Origin of the sequence: Actinomadura parmotrematis (assembly GCF_019458805.1) — a bacterium.
GTDB classification, from domain to species: Bacteria; Actinomycetota; Actinomycetes; order Streptosporangiales; family Streptosporangiaceae; genus Spirillospora; species Spirillospora parmotrematis.
On record NZ_JAIBOA010000008.1, the window covers coordinates 42,070 to 66,383 of the forward strand.

General features: G+C 74.2%; 21 protein-coding genes. 11 read left to right on the forward strand and 10 right to left on the reverse strand.

All coding sequences use genetic code 11. The features are described 5' to 3' along the window. Window positions 1-4: 4 nt before the first annotated feature. Window positions 5-3,484 (reverse strand): FG-GAP-like repeat-containing protein, encoded by a 3,480-nt coding sequence (locus K1Y72_RS14020; RefSeq protein ID WP_220166736.1) that lies wholly within the window; start codon window positions 3,482-3,484, stop codon window positions 5-7. Between the two features lie 198 nt (window positions 3,485-3,682). On the opposite strand from K1Y72_RS14020, the gene K1Y72_RS14025 reads away from it, so the two are divergent. Beyond that, window positions 3,683-4,552, forward strand: a complete 870-nt coding sequence (locus K1Y72_RS14025; protein WP_220166737.1) for an LLM class F420-dependent oxidoreductase — start codon at window positions 3,683-3,685, stop codon at window positions 4,550-4,552. A 54-nt stretch (window positions 4,553-4,606) separates the two neighbouring features. Further along, on the forward strand, window positions 4,607-5,410 hold the full coding sequence (locus K1Y72_RS14030; protein ID WP_220166738.1) for an SAM-dependent methyltransferase: 804 nt from the start codon (window positions 4,607-4,609) through the stop codon (window positions 5,408-5,410). Window positions 5,411-5,417: 7 nt separating this feature from the next. Here the strand turns inward: K1Y72_RS14030 and K1Y72_RS14035 are convergent, their stop codons facing one another. The 5 genes from K1Y72_RS14035 to ppdK form a co-directional block, all read right to left on the reverse strand. Beyond that, window positions 5,418-5,879, reverse strand: coding sequence for a GtrA family protein (locus K1Y72_RS14035; RefSeq protein ID WP_220166739.1), 462 nt, complete (start codon window positions 5,877-5,879; stop codon window positions 5,418-5,420). 58 nt (window positions 5,880-5,937) lie between these two features. Next, a complete protein-coding gene (locus K1Y72_RS14040) occupies window positions 5,938-7,125 on the reverse strand; it encodes an MFS transporter (protein WP_308287063.1) in 1,188 nt (395 codons plus the stop codon). Between the two features lie 33 nt (window positions 7,126-7,158). Beyond that, window positions 7,159-8,409 (reverse strand): deoxyguanosinetriphosphate triphosphohydrolase, encoded by a 1,251-nt coding sequence (locus tag K1Y72_RS14045; protein ID WP_220166740.1) that lies wholly within the window; start codon window positions 8,407-8,409, stop codon window positions 7,159-7,161. 22 nt (window positions 8,410-8,431) lie between these two features. After that, entirely contained in the window at window positions 8,432-9,238 is an 807-nt protein-coding gene (locus K1Y72_RS14050) for a YdcF family protein (RefSeq protein WP_220166741.1), read from the reverse strand. A gap of 129 nt (window positions 9,239-9,367) precedes the next feature. Next, the gene (gene ppdK, locus K1Y72_RS14055) at window positions 9,368-12,061 is read right to left on the reverse strand and encodes a pyruvate, phosphate dikinase (RefSeq protein WP_220166742.1); all 2,694 of its coding nucleotides are present in this window, start codon (window positions 12,059-12,061) and stop codon (window positions 9,368-9,370) included. A 302-nt stretch (window positions 12,062-12,363) separates the two neighbouring features. Between ppdK and K1Y72_RS14060 the strand changes: the two genes are divergently transcribed. The 3 genes from K1Y72_RS14060 (at window position 12,364) to K1Y72_RS14070 (ending at window position 16,244) form a co-directional block, all read left to right on the forward strand. Next, the gene (locus K1Y72_RS14060) at window positions 12,364-14,250 is read left to right on the forward strand and encodes a glycoside hydrolase family 15 protein (protein WP_308287064.1); all 1,887 of its coding nucleotides are present in this window, start codon (window positions 12,364-12,366) and stop codon (window positions 14,248-14,250) included. Window positions 14,251-14,449: 199 nt separating this feature from the next. Further along, complete coding sequence (locus K1Y72_RS14065) at window positions 14,450-15,325, forward strand: septum formation family protein (RefSeq protein ID WP_220166743.1); 876 nt, start codon at window positions 14,450-14,452, stop codon at window positions 15,323-15,325. 238 nt (window positions 15,326-15,563) lie between these two features. Continuing rightward, window positions 15,564-16,244 (forward strand): hypothetical protein, encoded by a 681-nt coding sequence (locus tag K1Y72_RS14070; protein WP_220166744.1) that lies wholly within the window; start codon window positions 15,564-15,566, stop codon window positions 16,242-16,244. Between the two features lie 75 nt (window positions 16,245-16,319). On the opposite strand, the gene K1Y72_RS14075 is transcribed toward K1Y72_RS14070, so the two are convergent. From K1Y72_RS14075 to K1Y72_RS14085, 3 genes are all read right to left on the reverse strand, one after another. Continuing rightward, a complete protein-coding gene (locus tag K1Y72_RS14075) occupies window positions 16,320-17,708 on the reverse strand; it encodes a glycine--tRNA ligase (protein ID WP_220166745.1) in 1,389 nt (462 codons plus the stop codon). A 229-nt stretch (window positions 17,709-17,937) separates the two neighbouring features. Next, window positions 17,938-19,137: a DUF1906 domain-containing protein gene (locus K1Y72_RS37135; protein WP_220166746.1), complete on the reverse strand. Its 1,200-nt coding sequence runs from the start codon at window positions 19,135-19,137 to the stop codon at window positions 17,938-17,940. A 196-nt stretch (window positions 19,138-19,333) separates the two neighbouring features. Further along, window positions 19,334-19,618, reverse strand: a complete 285-nt coding sequence (locus K1Y72_RS14085; protein WP_220166747.1) for an antibiotic biosynthesis monooxygenase family protein — start codon at window positions 19,616-19,618, stop codon at window positions 19,334-19,336. A 39-nt stretch (window positions 19,619-19,657) separates the two neighbouring features. Between K1Y72_RS14085 and K1Y72_RS14090 the strand changes: the two genes are divergently transcribed. From K1Y72_RS14090 to K1Y72_RS14115, 6 genes are read left to right on the forward strand one after another with little or no spacing between them, the layout of a single operon-like run. Continuing rightward, window positions 19,658-19,960 carry a DUF6703 family protein gene (locus tag K1Y72_RS14090; RefSeq protein ID WP_220166748.1) on the forward strand — a complete coding sequence of 101 codons (303 nt, stop codon included), beginning with the start codon at window positions 19,658-19,660 and terminating at the stop codon, window positions 19,958-19,960. Between the two features lie 32 nt (window positions 19,961-19,992). Further along, window positions 19,993-20,943, forward strand: coding sequence for a metal ABC transporter solute-binding protein, Zn/Mn family (locus tag K1Y72_RS14095; RefSeq protein ID WP_220166749.1), 951 nt, complete (start codon window positions 19,993-19,995; stop codon window positions 20,941-20,943). A gap of 50 nt (window positions 20,944-20,993) precedes the next feature. Next, on the forward strand, window positions 20,994-21,659 hold the full coding sequence (locus K1Y72_RS14100; RefSeq protein WP_220166963.1) for a metal ABC transporter ATP-binding protein: 666 nt from the start codon (window positions 20,994-20,996) through the stop codon (window positions 21,657-21,659). Beyond that, window positions 21,656-22,522 (forward strand): metal ABC transporter permease, encoded by an 867-nt coding sequence (locus K1Y72_RS14105; protein WP_220166750.1) that lies wholly within the window; start codon window positions 21,656-21,658, stop codon window positions 22,520-22,522. The genes K1Y72_RS14100 and K1Y72_RS14105 overlap by 4 nt, the downstream gene beginning before the upstream one ends. After that, window positions 22,519-22,899: a Fur family transcriptional regulator gene (locus K1Y72_RS14110; protein ID WP_220166751.1), complete on the forward strand. Its 381-nt coding sequence runs from the start codon at window positions 22,519-22,521 to the stop codon at window positions 22,897-22,899. Before K1Y72_RS14105 ends, K1Y72_RS14110 begins: the two co-directional genes overlap by 4 nt. 43 nt (window positions 22,900-22,942) lie before the next feature. After that, on the forward strand, window positions 22,943-23,368 hold the full coding sequence (locus K1Y72_RS14115) for an OsmC family protein (RefSeq protein WP_220166752.1): 426 nt from the start codon (window positions 22,943-22,945) through the stop codon (window positions 23,366-23,368). Window positions 23,369-23,436: 68 nt separating this feature from the next. On the opposite strand, the gene K1Y72_RS14120 is transcribed toward K1Y72_RS14115, so the two are convergent. Then, window positions 23,437-24,240: a TauD/TfdA dioxygenase family protein gene (locus K1Y72_RS14120; RefSeq protein WP_220166753.1), complete on the reverse strand. Its 804-nt coding sequence runs from the start codon at window positions 24,238-24,240 to the stop codon at window positions 23,437-23,439. Window positions 24,241-24,314 lie beyond the last annotated feature (74 nt).

Below are 24,314 nucleotides of genomic sequence, written 5' to 3' on the forward strand. Positions count from 1 at the left end.
CCGGTCACGGCAGCGTCACCGCCGGGCCGACGTTGCCGGCGTCGTCGGCCGCCTGCACGCGGACGGTCCCGGCCGGCACGGTGAGCGCCTGGGCGGCGCCCGCGTCCCGCGTCGCGGGCAGCGTGGACGTCCGGCCGCCCGCGGTGACCAGGTAGGACGCCGGCCGGCCGGTGTACCAGTCGTCGCCGGGCGCGGTGAACGTCACCGTCGTGCCGTCGCGGCGCGCGCCGCGGAGCGCGCCGGGCGGGCGGGAGTCCACGCCGTAGCGGCCGGTGCGCCACTCGTCGTGGTGGTAGGTCCACCATTCGGCGTTCGCGGCGGCCCTCCCCGCGGTCCGCCAGGCGAACAGGTAGCCCTCGCGGGTGGTGGCGACGAGGTCGGTGCGGCCGTCGCCGTCGAGGTCCCCGGCGGTCGGCGACCAGAGCATCCAGCCGCCGGTGAAGCGCGGGAACCCGGCGGCCTGCCCGAGGTCGCCGAAGGCGTGCAGGGTCGAGGTGTCGCCGCCGTCCACGACCTCGGCGCGGCCGTCGCCGGTGACGTCGGCGACGATGGGGGCGCCGAGGAACCCGATGCCGGTGCGGCCCTGCGGGTAGCCGAGGACGGGCAGGCCGGTCGCGGCGTCGTAGCCGCGCTGGTAGTTGCCGATCGGCTGCCCGCTTCCGGGGAACAGCAGCGCGGTGATGAGCGACACCGCGCCCGAGCCGCTCTCGGTGTAGCCGAGCCGGTTGAACGGCCCGAACCGGCCGAACGCGCCGGTGGTGGTGAACGACAGGGGGACGTCGGCGGGCAGGTTGCCCTTCAGCACCGCGGCGGGGTTCAGGCCGGCGGCGGGGTTCTCCAGCGGCCCCAGGTTCCGGACGATCTTGCCGGTGCCGGCGATGAGGTAGGTGGGCGCGAAGGAGGGGCCGGTCGCGACCTCGTCCCTGCCGTCGCCGTCCACGTCGGCGACGGCGGGCTGGTTGACGCCCTCGGTGACGAACTCCTGGGCGCTGCCGTAGAAGGTCATCGTGGACGGGGTGCGCACCGGCCAGTTCGCGACCGGGCGGCCGTCGGCGTGGTAGGCGAACACGTAGCCGGCGCCGTAGAACTGCTCGCCGCCGCCCTTGGTGTCGAACCGCTGCGAGCGGACGACGATCTCCGGCTTTCCGTCGCCGTCGAGGTCGGCGACGGCGGGCGTACCGGGCAGCTTGTGGTCGTCGATGCGGACGTAGCCCTCGGGCGGCCCCTGGCCGGTCCTCACCTCGACGGGCCAGCCGGGCACGGTCGTCCCGTCGGCGTGCCAGGCGTGCAGGCGGCCGTCCCAGCCCGCCTGGACGATCTCCAGGCGCTTGTCGCCGTCCAGGTCGGCCAGGACGGGCGAGGCGGTGGCGCCCTGCGCGGGCAGCCGGGTGTACTTGAGGGCCGGACGCGGGATCGCGGGCTGCGCCACGCCGGCGTCCAGGGTCTTCGGCCAGCCGGGCAGCGCCTTGCCGGCCGCGTCGAAGGCGTAGGTCCGGCCGGTGGAGCTGGTCGCGACGACCTCGGGGCGCCCGTCGTGGTCGAGGTCGCCGATCGCGACGGGCGCGATGACCGGTTCGTGGCCGGGGTCGACGCCCGGCGTCGGCGCCTGCGGGACGGTCGGGCGGGTGGTGGCGGGCCAGCCGGGCAGCTCGGCGCCGGTGACGCCGTCGCGGGCGTGGATCCGGCCGTCGCCGTCGCCGTAGACGATCGCCTGGTGGCCGTCGCCGCGCAGGTCGGCGAGGGCGGGCTGGCTCTCGTTGCCGATCCCCAGCTTGATCGGGAAGCCGGTGCGGAGGGCCGGGTCGTGGTGGACGGCGACGGCGCGGCGGTCCTCGCTCATCCGGCCCGCCGCGTCCCAGACGCGCAGGCGGAGCGTCACGGTGTAGCGCTCGGTCTCCGACAGGGCCTTGTCGGTCGGCATCTTGTAGGCGGAGTTCCACACCGACTCGGGGACCTTCGACAGGTCGAGGGTGCCGAGGGCGCCGTCGCGCGGCGCGGTGCCGGTGCCCGAGCCGCCGGTGCGGAAGTCCTTGTCGGCGGGCTCGATGCCGGGCGCCCATTGCAGCTCGTAGCGGTAACCGGACGACCGGGGCGCGGCGATGTGGCCGGTGACCCGCACCGATTTCGTCTTCTGCGGGTCGTAGAGGGCGTACCAGTCGGGCGCGGTGAGGGATCCGGTCGGCGGCACCGCCCCGTCCTTGATCATCTTGAGCGCCTTCGCGACGTTCGGGCGACCGTACCCGTACTGGCGGTCCCAGCCGGGCCTCCCGGGCCAGGGCAGGGACGGGTCGGCGATGTCGGAGGCGGTGGCGCGGAGCACCTGCACGGCCTCGTCGCCGGTGAGCGGCTTCCCGATCTGCAGGCCGTAGGAGAGCAGCAGCCCGAACACGCCGCCGGTCGTCGGGGTGGACTCCGACGTCGACCCGCCGCCGGTGGACACCGAGAACATCGCCTTGGCGCCGAAGGAGGTGAGCCCCGACCGCGCGCGGTAGGTCGTCGTCAGCGTGTTGGCGAGGGTGCCGGGGACGCCCGCGCTGTTGGCGACGAGGCCGTTGCCGGGGACGACGTGCGGCCAGAACATGCCGCCCTGGTGGTCGGTCGAGTCGAAGTCGTTGCTGGACTCGACCATGACGACGCCCTGGCGCCACAGCTTCTCGACGGTCTGCCGCATGTAGGCGGAGTAGCCGAGGTCGGCGGTGGTGCTGACGATCACCTTGGCGCCCATGCGGGCCGCGTACAGCCACGCCTGCGCGAGGTCGTCGGTGCGGTCCAGGGCCTCCTGCCCGGCGCGGACCGGCAGGACGCGGCAGCGCGGGCACACCCCGGCGCCGGCGACGCCGTTGTTCGTCTGCGCGGCGAGGGTGCGCATCTGGTTGTTGGCGTGGTCGTAGGTGGAGTCGTAGGTGGCCGGGTCGTTCTGGCGGTCGTAGAAGTCCCAGCCGGAGATGTCGTCGGTGAAGCCGTTGCCGTCGTCGTCCCTGCCGTCGGAGAACGCGGCGATGAGGTCCTCGGGGTCGGTGCGGCCGTTGCCGTTGGCGTCCTCGACGCGCGGGTCGCCGGCGTAGTCGGCGGCGGTGACGGCGCCGTCGCCGTCCTTGTCGTGGGACGCCGCGCCCTGCGGCTTCGGCAGCTCGCCGGTGTTGAGGAACACCTTGTCGGCGAGCTCGGCGGCGTCGCCGTTGTGCCAGTTGATGCCGCCCTCGACGTAGGCGATCGTGACGTCCGGCGACCCGGTCGTGTAGTCGCGCCAGGCGGCGTCGACCGACATGCCGGACGCGCCCTCGGGGTCCTTGGCGTTCGGGGTGCAGCGCGGGAGGAAGGAGTAGAGCCCGTGCTGCTCCGCGCCGGGCACCCGGGGGCACTCCCCCGCCCGCTCCGCGGGCGCGTAGCCCGGGTCGTCGGGATAGGCGGCCGCCGCCGACGCGGCCGACCCCCACAGCACCACCAGGGCGGTGAGCACCGCACCCGCCGACCGCACCCTCATGCACGCCTCCAGGACCGCCGAACCAGCGGACCTGAATATCTCTCGGTTTTTACCCGGCGCCTACCCCTATTCCTGCCAAAACCGCGCATCCGCCCACTCAACCGGGCACATGTTCCGTCAGGGGCGCGCCCGCTTGACCTGGAGCGCGCTCCAGGTCCCAGAGTGGGAACCCGTACCCGAACCGGAGGAGCGTCCGCCATGCGCATCGGACTGCAGGTGCCGAGTTTCACCTTCGACGGCGGGCCCGAGCGCATCGGGCCGTCCTTCGCCCGCATCGCGCGCGAGGCCGACCAGGCCGGCCTGCACTCGCTGTGGGTGATGGACCACTTCTTCCAGATCGAGATGGTCGGCCCCGCCGACGACCCGATGCTGGAGGGCTACAGCGCGCTCGCCTACGCCGCCGCGCTCACCGAGCGGATCACGCTCGGCACGCTGGTCACCGGCGTCACCTACCGGCACCCGGGGATCCTGGTGAAGACCGTCACCACCCTGGACGTCCTGTCGGGGGGCCGCGCCTGGCTCGGCATCGGCGCCGCCTGGAACGAGGAGGAGTCGCGCGGCCTCGGCGTCGCGTTCCCGCCGGTCGCCGAGCGCTTCGAGCTGCTGGAGGAGACGCTGCGCATCGCCCACCGCATGTGGGAGGGCGACGAGACGCCGTTCGAGGGCGCCCACCACCACCTGGAGCGGCCGCTGAACTCCCCGCCCGCCCTCACCCGGCCGCACCCGCCGATCCTCATCGGCGGGTCGGGCGAGAAGAAGACGCTCCGCCTCGTCGCCGAGCACGCCGACGCCTGCAACCTCTTCGACTCGCCCGAGCTGCCCCGCAAGCTCGACGTCCTGCGCGAGCACTGCGAGAACGCCGGCCGCGACTACGCCGCGATCGAGAAGACCGCGCTGACCAACCTGCCCGGCGAGGCCACCGCGGACCGCGCCGTCGACGCGATCGGCGCCCTCGCCGGGAAGGGCGTCGACCACGTGATCTTCTCCCAGCTCGCCGGCCAGGACCTCGCCCCCGTCCTCGGCGAGGCCCTCGCCCAGACGGAGGACCTCGTCCCCGCCGGCCGCTGACGGACCCGCCCGAAGCACTGCCGGGGGCTGGCGGGACGGCCTAGCATGTCGGGCATGTCAGGTGATCGAGTGCCCGCGGGGATCGATCCGACGGTGCCGTCGGCGGCGCGGATGTACGACTTCTACCTCGGCGGCAAGGACAACTTCGAGATCGACCGGATCCGCGGCGAGCAGGTCGCGCAGGGGTTCCCGGAGGTCCGGGAGGTCGCCCGCGCCAACCGCGCGTTCCTCGGCGCCGCCGTGCGCGACGCGGCGCGGGCCGGCATCGACCAGTACGTCGACCTCGGCGCGGGCCTGCCGACGCAGGGCCACGTGCACGAGGCGGCGCGGCCGATCCGGCCCGCCACCAAGGTCGTCTACGTGGACGTCGACCCGATCGCCTGCGCGCACGCCCGCGCGCTGCTGCCCGACGACGCCACCGCCGTCGTCCACGCCGACATCCGGACGCCGGCGACGGTGCTGGAGGACGCGCAGGTCGCCCGGCTCATCGACTGGGACCGGCCGGTCGCGCTGCTGCTCGTGTCGGTGCTGCACTTCATCGGCGAGGACGAGGACCCCGACGGGATCATCGGCGCGTTCACCGCCCGCATGGCGCCCGGCAGCCGCCTCATCCTCACCGTCGCCTCCGGCCCGGACCTCGACGCGGACGTCTCCGCGCTGACCGACGCCTACCGGGGCGCGGGCACCGGCACGGGCGGGCTGCGCTCGCGGGCGCGCATCGAGCGGTTCTACGAGGGGTTCCCGCTGCTGCCGCCGGGGCTGGTCGACGTCCGCGAGTGGCCCGGCATCGAGGCCCCGCCGGCGACGCCGGGCGCCGTGCGCCTGCTGGCGGGCGTCGGGGAGAAGCCGGCCGGCTGACCGGCCGCTAGGCGGTCGCCGGGGAGAAGACCCACTTCTTGTAGGACCAGTAGCGGAAGGCCGAGCCGAGCGCCAGGCCGCCGAGCAGGCCCATGTTGTAGGAGATCCCGCCGTGCAGGCCGAGGGTGTAGTAGGTGAACCCGGTGCAGAGCACCTGGATCAGCATCCCGATGCCGTTCAGCCCGAAGAAGATCAGGAACTCCCGGCCGGAGGCCGCCGACTCCTCGTCCCGGAAGGTCCAGTACCGGTTGAGCAGGTAGGACGTCAGGGTGGAGGCGACCGTCGGGATGACGACGCTCATCAGCGGGCTGCCGCCGAGCAGGTGCCGCAGCACGTTGGCGCCGCCGATGGTGATGACGGTGCCGAGGCAGCCCACGACGCCGAAGCTGAGGAGCTCGCGGACGAAAGGGCGGTAATCCCGCGCAGCCCTGACCGTTTCGACCGGTCTTGACCGCTGCAAGGTGCTCACTTGTCGAGACCTTACCCGAGTCGGACATATGTCCGGGAGGCGATCGGCAAGAAAACGATCAGCGGCCGGCGCGGCCGGCCGCGCCGCCGAGCACGACGATCATGGCCGCGAGCACCGCCGGGACGGCGAGCGCCCACGGCAGCCCGGCGCCCTCGGCGAGGAGCCCGATGACCGGAGGGCCGCCCAGCAGGCCGAGGTAGCCGAGCGAGGTGACGCGCGCGATGCCGGTCGCCGCCGGGACGCCCGGCAGGTTGCCCGCCGCGCTGAAGGTGACCGGCGCCACCACCGCCACCCCCAGCCCGAAGAGGGTGAAACCGGTCACGGCGGCCGCCGGGTGGGCGAGCAGCAGGCCCGCGCCGAGGCCCGTCGCCGCGACCAGCGAGCCCGCCCGCAGCACCGGGACGGGCCCGAAGCGGGCGACGACCGCGTCGCCCGCGAGGCGGCCCGCCGCCATCGCGACGGCGCAGCCCGCGTAGCCGAGCCCGGCGAGACCCGGACCGGTGCCGAGGTCCTCCTTCAGGTAGACCGCGCTCCAGTCGGCCATCGCCCCCTCCCCCACGAACGAGCAGAGCCCGATGACGCCGAGCATCGCGAGCGCCCACCGGCCGGCCCTCCCTGCGGCGGGGGCGGCGTCCGCGTCCGGCTCCTCGTGGACGTCGGCGGAGGCGTCCAGCAGGCCCCGGCAGCCGATGGCGAGGACGGCGAGGACCGCGGCGGCCAGCACCGCCAGGTGCGCCGCCACCGGGACGTGCGCGTGCGCGGCGCCCGCGCCGGCCAGGGCCACCGCGAGCGTGCCGACGCTGTAGGCGCCGTGCAGGCCCGACATCAGCGGCCGCCCGTAGCGGCGCTCGACCGCGACGCCCTGGGCGTTCATGCCGACGTCCATCATGCCGAGGGAGGCGCCCAGCGCCAGCAGCGCCGCGACCAGCGACGGCAGGTTCCAGGACAGGCCGATGGCGACGACCGCGGCGGCCCCGGCGGCGCCCGCCGCCAGCGTCACCGTCCGGCTGCTCCAGCGGGCGATCGCCGGGCCGGCCGCGCGGGTCGCGGCGACGACCCCGGCGGGGGCGCCGAGCAGGGCGAGGCCGAGGACGCCGTCCGACAGGCCGAGGTGGCCCTTGATCTGCGGGATGCGCGCCACCCAGGCGGCGGCGATCAGGCCGTGCGCCAGGAACGCCACCGTCGCCGCGCGCCGCGCCCGGCGCAGCGCGGGCGCCGTCCCGGGCGCCGCCGTCGTCTCGCTCACCAGGAGACTCTAGGGCGGAACGCCCGGAATGATCTACTTCGCGGCCAGCACGCGGTGCCGGGCGATCGCCGAGGTGTCGGTCAGCGAGGCGAGCTGGTCGACGACCGCGCGGAGCCGGGCGGCGTCGTCGCCGGCGGCCTCGAACGCGGCGCGGAACGCCGGGTCGAGCGTCGCGGGCGCCCCGGCGAGCAGCAGCGCCGCCAGCTCGGTGATCAGCTCGCGCTGGCGGGCCCGGATCTCCTCGTGGCTGATCCACACGTAGTGCGCGGTGATGCCCTTCAGCAGCGCGCACTCCAGGCGCTGCGCGCGCGGGACGACCAGCTCGGCGGCGTAGCGGGTGAGGGGCGCGGTGCCGTGGACGGCGCGGGTGGCGTCCTCGGCGGCCAGGCAGAACCGGCCGATGAGCGAGCTCGTCAGGTTCTTCAGCGCGGCGAGCGCCCGCTGCGTGCCGTCGTAGCGGTCGGGCCAGTACGGCTCGGCGAGCAGCGCGGTGAACCGCTCGTCCAGCTCGGCGGTACCCGCGTCGGGGCAGTACAGCTTGACGGCGGTCTCGGCGACGAGGCGGCGCTCGGCGGGGTCGGCGAGGCGGGCGAAGTCGACGTGCCCGGCGACGAGCGCGTCCTCCAGGTCGTGCACCGAGTAGGCGACGTCGTCGCTCCAGTCCATGACCTGCGCCTCGAAGCAGGTGGCGCCCGCGGGGACGCCCTCGCGGATCCAGGCGGCGTAGGCGGCGTCGTCTGTGTAGACGCCGAACTTGCCGTTGACCGCCTCCTCCTGCGACCAGGGGTACTTCATCGCCGCGTCCAGGGCGGCGCGGGTGAGGTTGAGGCCGACGCTGCGGCCGTGCATCGGCGGGCCGTCCGGCGCGAACGACTTCGGCTCCAGCCGGGTCAGCACCCGCAGGCTCTGGGCGTTGCCCTCGAAGCCGCCGCAGCCGCGGGCGACCTCGTCGAGGGCGGCCTCGCCGTTGTGCCCGAACGGCGGGTGGCCGATGTCGTGCGACAGGCAGGCCGTCTCGACGAGGTCGGGGTCGCAGCCGAAGGACCGGCCGAGCTCGCGGCCGACCTGCGCGCACTCCAGCGAGTGGGTGAGGCGGGTGCGCAGGCTCTGCACGTTGTCGGCGGGCTCGCTGCCGGGCGAGGCCACCTGGGTCTTGGCGGCGAGGCGGCGGAGCGCGGCCGAGTGCAGCACCCGGGCGCGGTCGCGCTCGAAGGCGGTCCGGTCGCGGCGCTTCGGCGCCTCGGGGGCGATGCGGGCGCGGTCGCGGTCGGTGTAGGGGCTCATCAGGCGTCCAGCGTATGCGGCGTCAGGGCCGCGGCGTCGCGGCCGGGGAGGCCGCCGAGGGCGACGCCGTGGACGCGGGGTCGGGGATCGTCCTGCTCGTCTCGCCCGGCACCTTCACGCTCTTGCCGAGCAGGACGTAGGACAGGTAGCCGCCGGTCTCGCGGACGATGTAGTGGAACTGGGTGTCGCGCGTCATCACGCTCGGCCCGCTGCGGGTCGGCGACGACGCCGCCTCGATGCCGTTGTCCTCGGCCATCCGCTTGGACCGCAGCCCGTGCCAGGGGTCGGTGACGATGACGCCCGAGCGCCAGCCGCGCTGCTTGTAGACCTTGCCGACGGCCTCGAAGCTCTGCAGGGTGTCGCGGCCGGACGGGACCGCCACCACCCGGTCGGCGGGCAGCCCGCCCTTGGTGATCAGCCACCGGCGGCCCGAGTCGGCCTCGGTGAAGTTGTCGCCGGGCGCCTTGCCGCCGACGGTGACGATGCGCGGCGCCACCCCGTCGCGGTACAGGTCCAGGGCGTGCTGCAGGCGCCACTTCAGGATGGGCGAGGGGACGCCGTTGTACTGCGCGGCGCCGAGCACGATGATCGCGTCCGAGCGGGGCCGCTCGTCCTGGCGGGCCTGCCACCAGACTCGGAACCCGACGGCGAGCGGCACCAGCACCAGCACGCCGACGACCGTGGCGATCACCCCCATGGTGATCACGAACGCCCGGCTGCGCGGCTTGCGCCCCTTGCGGCCCCGGCGCCCGCGCCGGGCGCCCTCGCCGCCGTCGCCGCCGTGCGGCCCGTCCGGCTCGCCGCCGGACTCCTCGATCTCCAACGTCATCGCTCTGACCACGTTAGTTGGATGCCCGCGGGGGCGCCCGGAGTTCGCTCCGTTCGTGACCGTTTCGATGTGATGTATCCGGTCCTGTCCAGCGGGAACCCCCGCCGGACAGGACCGGACGGCCGCGTTCTAGCCGCGGGCCGCGGCAGCGGCCGCGTCGATGGCCGCGCGGCCCGCCTCCAGCCGGGCGACCGGCACGCGGAACGGCGAGCAGGACACGTAGTCCAGGCCGACCTCGTGGCAGAAGTGCACCGAGTCGGGGTCGCCGCCGTGCTCGCCGCAGATGCCGAGCTTGATCCCCGGGCGGGTGCGGCGGCCCTCCTCGGCGGCGATCCGCACGAGGCGGCCGACGCCGTCGCGGTCGAGCGTCTCGAACGGCGAGACGCCGAACACGCCGAGCTCCAGGTAGCGGGAGAAGAACGCCGCCTCGACGTCGTCGCGGGAGAAGCCCCACGTCGTCTGGGTGAGGTCGTTGGTGCCGAAGGAGAAGAACTCCGCGGCCTCGGCGATCTGCCCGGCGGTGAGCGCCGCCCGCGGCAGCTCGATCATGGTGCCGATCAGCGCCGGGACGTCCACGCCGGTCTCGGCCGCGACCTCCGCCAGCACGCCCTCGGCCTCCTCGCGGACGGCCTCCAGCTCCTGCACCGCGCCGACGAGCGGGATCATGATCTCGGGGCGCGGGTCACCGCCCGCCCGGCGCCGGTCCGCGGCCGCCTCGGCGATCGCCCGCACCTGCATCGAGAACAGGCCAGGAATCACCAAACCGAGCCGCACGCCGCGCAGTCCGAGCATAGGGTTCTGCTCGTGCAGACGGCGGACGGCCTCCAGGAGCCGGCGGTCCTGGTCGCTCGCGTCGGCGCCGGCGAGGGCGACCTTGACCGACAGGTCGGTGAGGTCGGGGAGGAACTCGTGCAGCGGGGGGTCGATCAGCCGGATGGTGACCGGCAGCCCGTCCATGGCCGCGAAGATGCCGGTGAAGTCCTCGCGCTGCAAGGGCTCCAGGGCGTCCAGGGCGTCCTGCCGCTCCTCGGCGGTCTCGGCGAGGATGAGCTTCTCCACCAGCTGCCGGCGGTCGCCGAGGAACATGTGCTCGGTCCGGCAGAGCCCGATGCCCTGCGCGCCGAACCGGCGGGCGCGCGCGGCGTCGTCGGGGTTGTCGGCGTTGGCGCGGACCTTCAGCGCGGCCGCCCCGTCGGCGTGCGCCATGACGCGGTGCACCGCCTGCACCAGCTCGTCGCCGCCCGCGGGGTCGAGCTCGCCCTCGAAGTACTGCACGACGGGCGAGTCCATGACGGGCACCTCGCCGAGGTAGACCTCGCCGCTGGAGCCGTCGATGGAGATGACGTCGCCCTCGCCCACCACCACGCCGCCGGGCGCGGTGAACCGGCCGGCCTTGACGTCGACCTCCAGCTCCTCGGCGCCGCACACGCAGGTCTTGCCCATGCCGCGGGCGACGACGGCGGCGTGCGAGGTCTTGCCGCCGCGCGAGGTGAGGACGCCCTGCGCGGCGACCATGCCGGCGAGGTCGTCGGGGTTGGTCTCGCGGCGGACCAGGATGACGTCCTCGCCCTGCTCGGCGAGCTCCTTGGCGCGCTCGGAGGTGAACACGACCTTGCCGACGGCGGCGCCGGGCGAGGCGTTCATGCCCTTGGTGAGCAGCGTCACGTCCTCGATCTCGGCGGTGTCGAAGCGCGGGAACATCAGCTGGGCGAGCTGGTCGCCGGTGACGCGGCGCGCGGCCTCGTCGGCGTCGATCAGGTCCTGGTCGAGGAGCTGGCAGGCGATGCGGAACGCCGCGGCGGCGGTCCGCTTGCCCACGCGCGTCTGCAGCATCCAGAGCTTGCCGCGCTCGATCGTGAACTCGATGTCGCACATGTCGCGGTAGTGGTTCTCCAGCCGCGCCATGAACTCCATCAGCTGGTCGTAGCTGGTCTTGTCGATGCGTTCCAGGTCGGGCAGCGGCACGGTGTTGCGGATGCCGGCGACGACGTCCTCGCCCTGGGCGTTCTGCAGGTAGTCGCCGTAGACGCCCTGGTGCCCCGAGGCGGGGTCGCGGGTGAACGCGACGCCGGTGCCCGAGTCCTCGCCGAGGTTGCCGAACACCATCGAGCAGACGTTGACCGCCGTGCCGAGGTCCACCGGGATGCGCTCCTGGCGCCGGTAGAGGATGGCGCGGTCGGCGTTCCAGGAGTCGAACACCGCCTTGATCGCCAGGTCCATCTGCTCGCGCGGGTCGGCCGGGAACTCCCGGCCGGCGTGCTCGCGGACGATGCCCTTGAAGGTGGCGACGAGGCCGCGCAGGTCGGCGGCGTCGAGCCCGGCGTCGTCCTTGGTGCCCCTGGCGTCCTTGGCGGCCTCGATGGCGTCCTCGAACAGGTCGCCCTCGATGTCCAGCACGGTCTTGCCGAACATCTGGATGAGCCGCCGGTAGGAGTCCCAGGCGAACCGCTCGTCGCCCGCCTGCGCGGCGAGGCCCTCGACGGACTCGTCGTTCAGCCCGATGTTGAGGACCGTCTCCATCATGCCCGGCATGCTGAACTTGGCGCCCGAGCGGACGCTGACCAGCAGCGGGTCGTCGGCCTGCCCGAGCCGCTTGCCCATCTCCTCCTGCAGGGCGGCCAGGTGCGCGTCCACCTCGTCCTGGAGCCCGTCGGGCAGGCTTCCGTGGGCGAGGTAGTGGCGGCAAGCCTCCGTGGTGATCGTGAACCCGGGAGGCACGGGCAGACCGAGGTTGGTCATCTCGGCGAGGTTGGCGCCCTTGCCACCCAGCAGATCCTTGAGGTCTTTGTTTCCCTCAGTGAAGTCGTACACGAACTTCGGCACGGGGAGCTCCTTCTCGCTCCGGTTCCACCCAACGACAGGACCGGGGTCCGGCCCGCCCGGGGCGCGCGTCGTCGCGTTCCCGCAGGCGGTGACGGTCCTTTGCCCTGTTTGCGGGGACTGTACCCGTGTTGTCCCCCGCCGCTCGCCGCCCGTTCACCTCTGCCGCGTTCGCGCAGGTCAGCGGCCGCGTAGTGGTCTATTCCAATAGCCACATTCCAGACAGCCCCCGTAGGGAAAACAGCCAGGGCACATGGCCTGCGCATTGCGATCGAGAGGGAATGATGGAGCACGGAGGTGAGGCTGTGAGGCCCAAGGTCGCCGGTGGCCGGGCGGGGGATCCGTTCGCACCGATCGCCGATTTCGGGTTCCTGTCGGACTGCGAGACGACCGCCCTGGTCGCGCCGAGCGGGAACATCGAGTGGATGTGCCTGCCCAAGATGGACTCGCCCAGCGTGTTCGGTTCGATCCTGGACCGGGACGCGGGGTACTTCCGGCTGGGCCCGGCGGGCGTGGAGGTGCCCGCCGCGCAGCGGTACATCCCCGGCACGATGGTGATGGAGACCACCTGGTGGGTGCACGGCGGCTGGGTGGTGGTGACCGACGCGCTGCTGATGGGCCCCTGGCACCACGAGAACGAGCGGTCGCAGACCGACCGGCGGGCGCCGACCGACTACGACGCCGACCACGTCCTGCTGCGGATGGTGCGCTGCGTCAACGGGCAGGCGCAGGTCCGCCTGGACTGCATGCCGGTGTTCGACTACGGGCAGACGCCGGCGCGCTGGGAGTACTGCGGCGCCGGGTACCACGAGGCCGTCGCCCGCGGCAACGGCATCAACCTGCGGCTCACCACCGACATGAACGTGGGCTTCGAGGGGTCGCTCGCCACGTCCCGGACGCTGCTGAAGCAGGGCGACGTCCGCTACGTCGCGCTGTCGTGGAGCGAGCACCGGCCGCCCGGCGACTACGAGGAGGCGCACGAGCGCCTGGTGTGGACGGTGCACCACTGGCAGCACTGGCTGGACCGCGGCCGCTTCCCCGACCACCCGTGGCGCAGCCACCTGCAGCGCAGCGCGCTCACCCTGAAGGGCCTCACCTACGGCCCTACCGGGGCGGTCGCCGCGGCCGCGACGACGTCCCTCCCCGAGGCGCCGGGCGGTGACCGCAACTGGGACTACCGCTACACCTGGATCCGCGACTCCACGATGGCGCTCTGGGCCTTCTACACCCTCGGGTACGACTGGGAGGCCAACGACTTCTTCTACTTCATCACCGACGTGGCCGAGGCCGCCGAGGGCAAGCTGCAGATCATGTACGGGCTGGACGGCCGCGAGGAGCTGCCCGAGGCGACGCTGGACCACCTCAGCGGCTACGACAACGCCCGCCCGGTGCGCATCGGCAACGAGGCGTACATGCAGGCCCAGCACGACGTGTGGGGCGCGATCATCGGGTCGATCTACATGTTCGTGCGCAAGCGCGACCGGCTCGACGACCGGCTCTGGAAGATCGTGGTGAAGCAGGTCGAGGACGCCGTGGAGAACTGGCGCGCCCCCGACTGCGGCATGTGGGAGGTGCGCGGCGAGCCGCAGCACTTCACCTCCTCCAAGGTGTTCTGCTGGGTCGCCGCCGAGCGCGGCGCGCGCCTCGCCCGCATCCGCGGCGACGACGAGCGGGCCCGCCGCTGGCAGCTCGCCGCCGACGAGATGCACGCCGACGTGCTGGAGAACGCCCTGGACGACCGGGGGGTGTTCACCGCGCACTACGGCGCGACCGCGCTCGACGCGTCGGCGCTGCTCATCCCGCTGCTGGGGTTCCTGCCCGCCGACGACAAGCGGGTCCGCGAGACCGTCCTCGCCATCGCCGACGAGCTGTCGGAGGACGACCTGGTGCTGCGCTACCGGGCGACCGAGACCGACGACGGCTTCGAGTCGGAGGAGGGCACCTTCACCATCTGCTCGTTCTGGCTGGTCAGCGCGCTGGTGATGATCGGCGAGCTGGAGCGGGCGCGCACCCTCTGCGAGAAGCTGCTGTCGTACGCCAGCCCGCTGCAGCTGTACGCCGAGGAGATCGACCCGCACACCGGGCGGCACCTCGGCAACTTCCCGCAGGCGTTCACCCACCTGGCGCTGATCAACGCGGTGATGCAGGTCATCCGCGCCGAGCAGGAGACGATGGACTCCCCGCTCGCCTGAACCGCCGCGCCGCCCGTCGTGTCCCCTCCCGCCCGCGCGGGAGGGGACACGACGGGCGTTCCTGACAGAAATCCGCGCGGCCGTCAGCGTCCCCGGTTACTGTTCCCGATCATGGAAACCCCTCCCCCCGGCCCCGCCGCCGGCACACCCCGCACCCGGTCGTTCCTCCCGTGAGCCGTGCGACGCCGGACCCCCGGTCGTGACGGCTCCTCGCGAAGGGCGGCGCGGCAAGCGGCTCGCGGTCGGCGGCGTGGCCGCCGGCTTCGCCTGCGTGGCCGCGCTGGCCCTGCTCGCCGGGCTCTGCACCGGGACGGTGCGCGCTCCCGGGCGGGCCGCCGACGGGCGGCTCACCGGCCGGGGACGCGTCACCGTCGACCGGCTCCGCGTCGGGGACTGCGTGACGGGTTTCCGGGGCGAGCGGAGCGGCCGGACGGTGACCGCGCTGCCCTGCGACCGGCCGCACAACGCCGAGCTCGTCGCCGCGCCCGCCGTCCCCGCCGCCGACCATCCGACGGCCGCGCGGGCGTCGGCGGCCGCGGGGCGGCTCTGCGACGCCGCCACCCGGAGGCTGCGGGTGAAGAGCCGCTACGCCGGCGTCCTGCGGAACGTCTTCCTCGCCCCCGACCCGGAGAAGGGCGGGGGCGGGGACGGCGCCGCCCGCTGCATCCTGTGGATCCCGGGCGGCGACCGCCTGGACGCCCCGCTCGCCGCGAGCGTCGACCCGGCCGTCCGGCTGTGGACCGAGCTGGCGACGGGCGACTGCCTGGCCGGCGACCGCGCGGACGCCGCCGGGCTGTACCGGACGGTGCCCTGCTCCCGCCCGCACCGCGCGCAGGTCGTGGCGGCCGAGACGCTCGGCGGGGGCGCCTGGCCCGGCACGAAGACGGTGAAGAAGGAGAGCGCGAACCGCTGCGAGCGGCCGTGGGCGGAGGCATCGCACGCCGCCGGCGCGCCGCGCGGGCTGAAGCCGTACTACCTGTACCCGCTGAAGGAGAACTGGGCGGGCGGTGAGCGCTCCGTCGTCTGCCTGATGGTGTCGCCCGAAAAGTCCTTGGAGCGTTCCCTCGTCCGCTGAGGATCGCCCCGTTCCCGCCGGGCGGGCGCGGGCACGCACAATGATCCGCAAGCCCCGTCCCGCGCGCGCGTGCCGCATCGCGCGACGGGCCGCGGCGCCTCCCCCACGCCTGTCACGTCAACCCCGCGGGCGGGGGCGCGAACCGGCCACCGTGTGATCCACGTCACTCCATTGCCGCCGGGGTCAGCGCCGACTTACGGTCACGCTGCCCACCCCGAACCGGACAAAGGAGCATCCGGTGGCACACATCAGGCAGTCCATCGCCGTAGGAACCGCCCTCCTCGCCCCGCTCGCCGTGCTCGCCCCCGCCGCGGACGCGGCGACCACCACCATCCGCAGGGGCACGGCCACCGCCGCCGCCTACAGCGGCAGCGTGCGCGCCTCGCTGCTCGGCACCGCGTCGGTGTCGACGTCGATCGGCACCGGCTCGTGCAACCAGTCCACGCTGACCGGCTCCATCCAGTCCAACGGCACCGCGCTCTCCATCACCGCGGCGTCCATCACCAACAACCCCGGCCCCGCCTGCCCGGGGACCGGCGGCACCATCGCCGTCACCACCCAGAACCTGCCGTGGACGGGCGGCTCGGTCGTCTACGACAGCGCCCACACCGGCGGGCGCGACGCCGCCGTCACCATCGCCGGGTTCAAGGTGAAGGCCGTCGCGAGCATCCTCGGCGGCATCACCTGCTACTACGGCGGCAGCCTGACCGCCAACGGCTACAACCCCGACAACGCCGCCCGCCCGAACACCTCCGTCGCGCAGGCCGAGGTCGGGGTGAACGGCGCCACGGTGTCCAAGCAGAGCGGCAGCAGCTTCCTCTGCCCGTCCACCGCCACCGTCACCGCGACCTACCAGCTCCAGGGCGAGACGACGGCCGGATCCGGCGTCTTCGACCAGAAGCTGTACGTCACGAGCTGAGCCCCCCGTGACGGCGGCGGGCCGCCTCCCGCGTGCGGGAGGCGGCCCGTCCCCGTGCTCCGGGCGGGGCGGCGGTCAGCAGCCGACGAGCTGCGCCGCGAGGAACGCCTCGACCTGGTCGATCGCGATGCGCTCCTGGCTCATCGTGTCGCGCTCGCGGACGGTCACCGCGCCGTCCTCCAGGGTGTCGAAGTCGACCGTCACGCAGAACGGCGTGCCGATCTCGTCCTGGCGGCGGTAGCGGCGGCCGATCGCGCCGGCGTCGTCGAAGTCGACGTTCCAGTTGCGGCGGAGCCGGGCGGCGAGGTCGCGGGCCTTCGGCGACAGGTCGGCGTTGCGCGACAGCGGCAGCACCGCGACCTTGACCGGGGCGAGCCGCCGGTCGAGGCGCATGACGACGCGCTTCTCCAGCTTGCCCTTGGCGTTCGGCGCCTCGTCCTCGGTGTAGGCGTCCATCATGAAGGTGAGCGTGCAGCGGTCCACGCCCGCCGCCGGCTCGATGACGTAGGGCGTGAACCGCTCGCCGGACTCCTGGTCGAAGAACGACAGGTCGGTGCCGGACGCCTTGGAGTGCGTGGAGAGGTCGTAGTCGGTGCGGTTGGCGACGCCCTCCAGCTCGCCCCACTCGCTGCCGACGAAGCCGAAGCGGTACTCCACGTCCACGGTCCGCTTGGAGTAGTGCGACAGCTTCTCGGCCGGGTGCTCGTACAGCCGCAGGTTGTCCTTGGCGATGCCGAGGTCGACGTACCACCGGAAGCGCTCGTCGATCCAGTACTGGTGCCAGTCCTCGTCGGTGCCGGGCTTGACGAAGAACTCCATCTCCATCTGCTCGAACTCGCGGGTCCGGAAGATGAAGTTGCCCGGGGTGATCTCGTTGCGGAACGACTTGCCGACCTGGCCGATGCCGAACGGGACCTTGCGGCGCGCGGACTGCTGCACGTTCAGGTAGTTGATGAAGATGCCCTGCGCGGTCTCGGGCCGCAGGTAGGCCAGGCCCGAGGCGTCCTCGACGGGGCCGAGGTAGGTCTTCAGCAGGCCGTTGAACATCTTCGGCTCGGTGAAGGCGCCCTTCACCCCGCAGTTGGGGCAGGTGATGTCGGCGAGGCCGTTCGCCGGCGGGCGGCCGTGCTTCTCCGCGTAGCCCTCCTCGAGGTGGTCGGCGCGGAAGCGCTTGTGGCAGGACTGGCACTCGGTCAGCGGGTCGACGAACGCGTTGACGTGGCCGCTCGCCTCCCACACCTCGCGGGCCAGGATGACGCACGAGTCGAGGCCGACGACGTCGTCGCGGCCCTGCACCATGGACTTCCACCACTGGCGCTTGACGTTGTTCTTCAGCTCGACGCCGAGGGGGCCGTAGTCCCACGAGGCCCGCAGCCCACCGTAGATCTCGCTCGACGGGTAGACCAGGCCCCGCCGCTTGGCGAGGTTGACGATCGTGTCCAACACGTCGGAACGGCGTGCCATGAAGACTTCTCCATCCGGCTGGCGGTCGGCGGGATTGTGTGTACACCCTCGCACCGCCCGTGCCGCGGGCGGAGGCGAGACATCGCGTGTGATCCCCTGGATTCCGGTCGCGGGGGCCGCGGCGCCGTCGGCGTCACGCGGCCTCGCCCCGGGACCACGACCAGCTTACACATCCGGGGCGGGGCCGCTCGCGCCGTTTCCCGCGGGCCGCGCCGGTCGGCGAGCGCGGTCAGTAGACGCGGCCGTCCACGTAGTTGGAGTCCACATTCAGGGTGACGCCGCCGTGGGTCTCCCGGTGGCCGCCCCGGTACTGCTTGATGCGGCGGTGCGGCTGCCACCAGTCGTCGCGGACCATCCGGTGGGTGGAGGTGGCCGCGCCGTCCCAGCTCGCGAACCAGATGGCGTCCGGCTTGACGACGCCGCGCGCCCGGCCGAGGTCGCGGACGCCCGAGGCCACGCTGCTGTAGACGCCCGGGACGTAGCGGCGCCGCACCAGCTCGGTGGACCACGCCTGGAGGAAGGCGAGCACCGGCTTGCGGCAGGACGCCCGCCCGCTGTCGTACGCCTCCATGTCGAAGTAGATCGGCTTGCCGCGCGGGATGCCGAGGGCGCGGGCGCGGGCCACCGCGTCCCGGGCCGCCTTCGCGCCCTCCGCCGGCGCGTTCGCCGCGTCGAAGTGCGCCCGGTAGGGCGTGCAGGGCGACTGCAGGCCGACATAGGTCGGGATGAGCCGGTAGCCCATCGCGCGGACGCTCCTGACCCAGGACGCGGTCAGGTTCGGCTGCGCGCAACCGCGGGCCGCGCCGCCGATGTAGATGTTGCCCACACCGTAGGTGCCGCGCCAGGCCCGCATGGCGCGCAGCGACGGGGCGGTGCAGGTGTCGAAGCCCTTGCCGGTCGCCCAGACGCGCTGCGCCGCCGGGAGCGCGGGGAGCTCGGGCGGCGCGACCGGCGCGACCCGGGCCCGCCGGCGCCGGCCCGGTTCGGGCGCCCAGTCCGCGCTCAGCCGGGTGCCCTGGACGACGGAGCGCAGCGCGCCGGGGTCGGCGCCGTAGGTGCCGGTCATCGTCACGCCCGCCTCGGGCACCGCGACGGCGACCTCGCGTCCGTCCGCCGCCGCGACCTCCTGGTGGGCGAGCCGGTCGGCGCGGACGGGCCCGCGCCGCCGCGCGGCGTCGTCGTCGCGCGGCTCGACGAGCAGCGCCTCGGTGCGCCCGACGGCGCGGGCGGGGCAGTCCGGCTGCGCGCTCGGGCGGCCGAGGTAGACGGCGTGGACGTCGAAGCGCACGCACCGGGCGGGGTCCTCGTCGAGCCGGTACACCGGCCAGCCGGCCGGGACGGGGACGCGGACGCCCCGGTAGGCGACGGTCCGTGCGGCGGAGGGGTCCGCCGCGGCGTCGGGTCCGGGCGCCGACCGCGCCGCGGGCACCCCGGGCCCGACGGGCGAGGCGACCGATGCGGCCCCCGCGAGTAGTGCTGCCAGAGCCGTGCCACGCCGCATCGGAAACCCCCCGAGTCGATCACGATGCGGCTGTGATCACCTACGCTCCGGCGTGTCAAACGGGCCTTTTTCGCTTCTTGGCCCGGGGTCGGGGCTTCCGTTGCCCGCGGTTGACGGAGCGCGTTCAGCGGGCGACGACGACCTCGTAGGCGCCGGGCTCGTCCACGGCGAAGGCGGCGAGCGGGATGAACAGCAGCCGCACGTCGTAGGCGCCGAGGGCGCGCCGGTAGAACCCGGCGCCGTCCCACTCGGTGACGAGCGCCCAGAGGCCGGGGTCGTCGACGGTGCGCGCGAGCCGCCCGGCGCGGTAGCCGGCGCTGCCCGCGAGGGCGTCGAGGACGGTGGTCATGTCGGCGGCGAAGCCGTCCGACCGCTCCGGGGGCACCCGGTACCGGGTGATGGCGATCATCGCCCCATCCTGGCAGGACCGCGGGGCTAGGTTGGGCGGGTGGACAGAGAGCGCGATTCGCCCGCGTTGCGGGCACGGGTGGAGCGCTGGAGCGCGGTGCCCCTGGTCCTGCTGCACCGGCGGAGCGGCCTGCTCATCGCGGCCGTCGTGGTGCTGCTCGTCGCGGGGCTGCTCGTCCCCGGCCCGGCGGGGGCCGTCTCCCTGGCCGTGCTGCTCGCCCTGCTCGGCTGGCTCACCTACCTGAACTGGCCGGGCCTGGACGCCCGCGCCCGGACGCTGCGGGCGGCCGCCCTCCTCGTGCTCGCCGGCCTCGCGGCGGTGCACGCCTTGGGGTGGTTTTGACAATCATTTTCATATTCATCCATACTTGAGGGGTGCCTCCCCTTCGCAAGCCCGCCGCCCGCAGGACCCTCGCGCTCCTGTCCGCCGCCGCTCTCGGCGCGGCCGCCCTCACCGCCTGCGGCGACGCCGGCGCGAGCGGGGACGGCCGCACCCGGGTGGTCGCGTCGTTCTACCCGATGGCCTGGCTGAGCGAGCGTGTCGGCGGCGGCGCCGTGCAGGTGACCACCCTCACCGCGCCGGGCGCCGAGCCCCACGACCTGGAGCTCACCGCCAAGCAGGTGGGCCGGGTCGGCAAGGCCCGCCTCGTCGTCTACGTCAAGGGCGTGCAGCCCGCCGTGGACGACGCCGTCGCCAAGGAGGCGAAGGGCCGCGCCCTCGACGCCGCCGCGACCGTCCCGACCCTCCCCGCCACGCACCTCGGCGAGGAGGAGGACGAGGAGCACGGCCACGGGCACGCCGAGGCCGGCTACGACCCGCACCTCTGGCTCGACCCCGCCCGCATGGCGACCGTAGCGAAGGCCCTCGGCGACCGCCTCGCGCAGGCCGACGCCGCGCACGCCGCCGACTACCGCGCCCGCGCCGCCGCCGTCGTCAAGGACCTCACCGCCCTCGACGGCGCCTACGCCGGCGGGCTGCGCGCCTGCAAGCAGAAGACGATCGTCACCGCGCACGCCGCGTTCGGCTACCTCGCCCAGCGCTACGGGCTGCGCCAGGTGCCGGTCGCCGGCGTCGACCCGGCCGCCGAACCGTCCCCCAGGCGGCTCGCCGAGCTGACCGGGCAGGTCCGCGCGTCCGGCGCCACCACCGTGTTCACCGAGACGCTCGCCAGCCCCAAGGTCGCGGACGCCCTGGCCCGCGAGGCCGGGGTCCGCACCGCCGTCCTCGACCCCGTCGAGGGCATCGCCAAGGGCTCGGGCGGCGACTACCTGTCGGTGATGCGCGCGAACCTGTCCACCCTGCGGACCGCACTGGAGTGCCCGTGACCGACGCCCCTCCCCCGGAGCACACCCCGGAGCCCGCCCCGCCGTTCGCGATGACCGGCGGCCGGGCCGCCCTCGACGGCCGCGAGGTGCTGCGCGGCGTCGACCTCACCGTCCGCGCCGGCGACGTCGTCGCCCTGCTCGGCCCGAACGGCGCGGGCAAGTCCACGCTCGTCCGCGCGCTGCTCGGGCTGGTGCCGCTGACCGCCGGCCGCACCGAGATCTACGGGGTGCCGCCCGCCCGCTTCCGCGACTGGCACCGCCTCGCCTACGTCCCGCAGCGGCTCCCGGCGGGCGGCGGCGTGCCCGCCACCGTCCGCGAGGTCGTCGCGTCCGGCCGGATCGCCCGCCGGTCGCGCTGGCGGCCGGCGTCGGCCGCCGACCGCGCCGCGGTGGACCGCGCGCTGGAGGCCGTCGGGCTCGCCGGCCGCGCCCGCGACTCCGCGCACCTGCTGTCGGGCGGCCAGCAGCAGCGGGTGATGATCGCCCGCGCGCTCGCCGGGGAGCCCGAGGCGCTCGTCATGGACGAGCCGAACGCCGGCGTCGACGCCGAGCGGCAGCACGCCCTCGCCGCCACCGTCGGCGCGCTCGCCGCCGGCGGGCGGACGGTGCTGCTCGTCCTGCACGAGACCGGCCCGCTGGCCCCCCTGATCACCCGCACCGTGCACCTCGACGACGGCCGCGTGCGGCGCGAGGAGACCCCGGAGATGAGCGCATGAGCGAGATGCTGTCCTACGACTTCATGCGCATCGCCCTCGCGATGGCGGTGCTGGTCGGCCTCAGCGCGCCCGCCATCGGCACCTTCGTCGTGCAGCGGCGGCTGTCGCTGCTCGGCGACGGCATCGGCCACATCGCGCTCACCGGCATCGGCCTCGGCCTGCTCACCGGCACCTCCCCGACGCTCGCCGCGCTCGCGGTGGCCGTCCTCGGCGCCGTCGCCATCGAGGTGCTGCGCGCGCGCAGCCGGAGCGGCGCCGACGTCGCGCTCGCCCTGCTGTTCTACGGCGGCCTCGCGGGCGGCGTCATCCTCACCAACGCGCGGGGCGGCGGCGCGAGCCTGCAGTCCTACCTGTTCGGGTCGATCACCAGCGTGCGGGCGGCCGACCTCTACGTCGTCGCCGGGCTCGCCGTCGTCGTGCTCGGCGTCGTGGCGGTGTTCGGCCGCGAGCTGTTCCTGCTCGGGCAGGACGAGGAGGTGGCGCGGGCGAGCGGCCTGCCGGTCCGCTTCCTCGGCGCGCTGGTCGCCGCGACCGCCGCCGTCACGGTGGTGATCGCCATGCGCGCCGTCGGGCTGCTGCTGGTCAGCGCCCTCATGATCCTGCCGGTGGCGGCGGCGCAGCAGCTCGCCCGCGGCTTCCGCGCGACGATGCTGCTCGCGATGTTCGCCGGTGTACTGTCGGCGGTGACCGGGCTCGCCGGCTCGTTCCAGTACGATCTGCCGCCGGGGCCCTCGATCGTGCTGCTCGCGCTCGGGGTGTTCGGGGCCGCGGTGCTCGGCGGCGCGGTGCGGCGGCGCCGCCGGACGGCGCCGGCGCCGGTCCTGGCGAGCAGGGAGGCCGAGGCGGAGGTGGCAGGGAGATGACGACGGCCCGCCGTAACGCGGTGCGCCAGGCGCTGGCCGGCTGCCAGGGCTTCCGCAGCGCGCAGGACATCTACGCCGACCTGCGCGCCGACGGCTCCAAGATCGGCCTCACCACCGTCTACCGGGCGCTGGACGCCCTCAGCGACGCCGGCGAGGTGGACGTCCTGCGCACCGACTCCGGCGAGGCGGTCTACCGCGCCTGCCGGACCGAGGAGCACCACCACCACCTGGTCTGCCGCGACTGCGGCCGGACCGTCGAGGTCGCCGGGCCCGCCGTCGAGGACTGGGCCGCGCAGGTCGGCGCCGACCACGGTTTCAGCGACATCACCCACACCGTCGAGGTCTTCGGCACCTGCGCGGGCTGCGCCGCCCGCTGAACCCGGCGTCACCGGCCCCCGCCGGACGCGAGACAATCGGTCCATGGCTACGACACGTACCGCTAACGCGCACTGGGAAGGGCCGCTCATGGGCGGCCAGGGCACCGTCTCGCTGGACTCCTCCAAGCTCGGCACCTACGACGTCACGTGGGCGTCGCGCGCCGAGGAGCCGGACGGGCGCACCAGCCCCGAGGAGCTCATCGCCGCGGCGCACTCCACCTGCTTCTCCATGGCGCTCTCGCACGGCCTCGCCGGCGCCGGCACGCCGCCGGAGACCGTCGACACCAGGGCCGACGTCACCTTCCAGCCGGGCGAGGGCATCACCGGCATCCACCTGACCGTCCGGGCGAGCGTGCCCGGCCTGTCGGCGGCCGACTTCGAGAAGGCGGCGCAGGGCGCCAAGGAGAACTGCCCGGTCAGCAAGGCCCTGGCCGGCACGAAGATCACGCTGGACGCCGCGCTCGTCTGAGCCCGGCCCCGCACGCGCGAGGGGGCGGTCCCGGCCGGGACCGCCCCCTCCCGCGTGTTCCCGGGCCGCTAGGGCAGCGGGACGCCGCGGCGCCCGTCCACCGCCAGCGGGGCCTCGCCCTCGACGGCGGTGAGGTGCAGGCGCCGGGCGCCCGCCGGGAAGTCGTGCACCACCCGGTGCTGGGTGGCCCGGTTGTCCCAGACCGCGACGTCGCCGGGCGCCCAGCGCCAGCGGACGGTGTTCTCCAGCCGGGTGACGCGCTCCTGGAACAGCCGGATCAGCGCCTCGGAGTCGGCCTCGGTGCTGAGGCCGACGACCGAGCGCGCGAACCCGCCGAGCAGCAGCGCCCGCTCGCCCGTCTCGGGGTGCACCCGCACGAGCGGGTGCTCGGCGCGGGCCGCGTCGCCGCCGCCCGCCGTCAGCTCGTCGGAGTGCAGCACCCACAGCCGGTCGGCGAGCTCGCGCAGCTCGACGGGCAGGTCGTCGTAGGCGGCCACGGTGTTGGCCCACACGGTGTCGCCGCCGTAGGCGGGCACCTCCACCGCGCGCAGCACGGCGAAGCCGGGGGGCCGCTCGGCGTAGGAGGCGTCGGCGTGCCAGGCGCCGTCGGGCGCGGGCAGCGCGGCGGCGGGCGTGCCGAGCAGCCGCGCGAACGCCGCCTGCCCGGCGGCGTCCAGGTGGTACTGGCCGCGGAAGAACAGCACCTTGTGGCGCAGCAGGGCGCGCCGCAGCTCGGCGACGGTGCGCCCGTCCAGCTCGCCCGACAGGCGCACGGAACAGACCTCGGCCCCGATGCGGCCGGCGACGGGGCTGACTTCGACGGCCCCCGCGCGCGTGACGGGCGTGACGGGGTCCAGCACCTGGTGCGTCATGGGACGACGGTATGCAACCCCGGCCGTCAAAGCAACTAATCAAGTAGGAATAGTCATGTAGAGTCGCGGCCCCC

Coding starts and splice junctions, on each gene's coding strand:
- K1Y72_RS14020 (WP_220166736.1), bottom strand. CDS start 3,484: ATGAGGGTGCGGTCGGCGGGTGCGGTGCTCACCGCCCTGGTGGTGCTG.
- K1Y72_RS14025 (WP_220166737.1), top strand. CDS start 3,683: ATGCGCATCGGACTGCAGGTGCCGAGTTTCACCTTCGACGGCGGGCCC.
- K1Y72_RS14030 (WP_220166738.1), top strand. CDS start 4,607: ATGTCAGGTGATCGAGTGCCCGCGGGGATCGATCCGACGGTGCCGTCG.
- K1Y72_RS14045 (WP_220166740.1), bottom strand. CDS start 8,409: ATGAGCCCCTACACCGACCGCGACCGCGCCCGCATCGCCCCCGAGGCG.
- K1Y72_RS14050 (WP_220166741.1), bottom strand. CDS start 9,238: ATGACGTTGGAGATCGAGGAGTCCGGCGGCGAGCCGGACGGGCCGCAC.
- K1Y72_RS14075 (WP_220166745.1), bottom strand. CDS start 17,708: ATGGCACGCCGTTCCGACGTGTTGGACACGATCGTCAACCTCGCCAAG.
- K1Y72_RS14085 (WP_220166747.1), bottom strand. CDS start 19,618: ATGATCGCCATCACCCGGTACCGGGTGCCCCCGGAGCGGTCGGACGGC.
- K1Y72_RS14100 (WP_220166963.1), top strand. CDS start 20,994: ATGACCGGCGGCCGGGCCGCCCTCGACGGCCGCGAGGTGCTGCGCGGC.
- K1Y72_RS14105 (WP_220166750.1), top strand. CDS start 21,656: ATGAGCGAGATGCTGTCCTACGACTTCATGCGCATCGCCCTCGCGATG.
- K1Y72_RS14110 (WP_220166751.1), top strand. CDS start 22,519: ATGACGACGGCCCGCCGTAACGCGGTGCGCCAGGCGCTGGCCGGCTGC.
- K1Y72_RS14115 (WP_220166752.1), top strand. CDS start 22,943: ATGGCTACGACACGTACCGCTAACGCGCACTGGGAAGGGCCGCTCATG.
- K1Y72_RS14120 (WP_220166753.1), bottom strand. CDS start 24,240: ATGACGCACCAGGTGCTGGACCCCGTCACGCCCGTCACGCGCGCGGGG.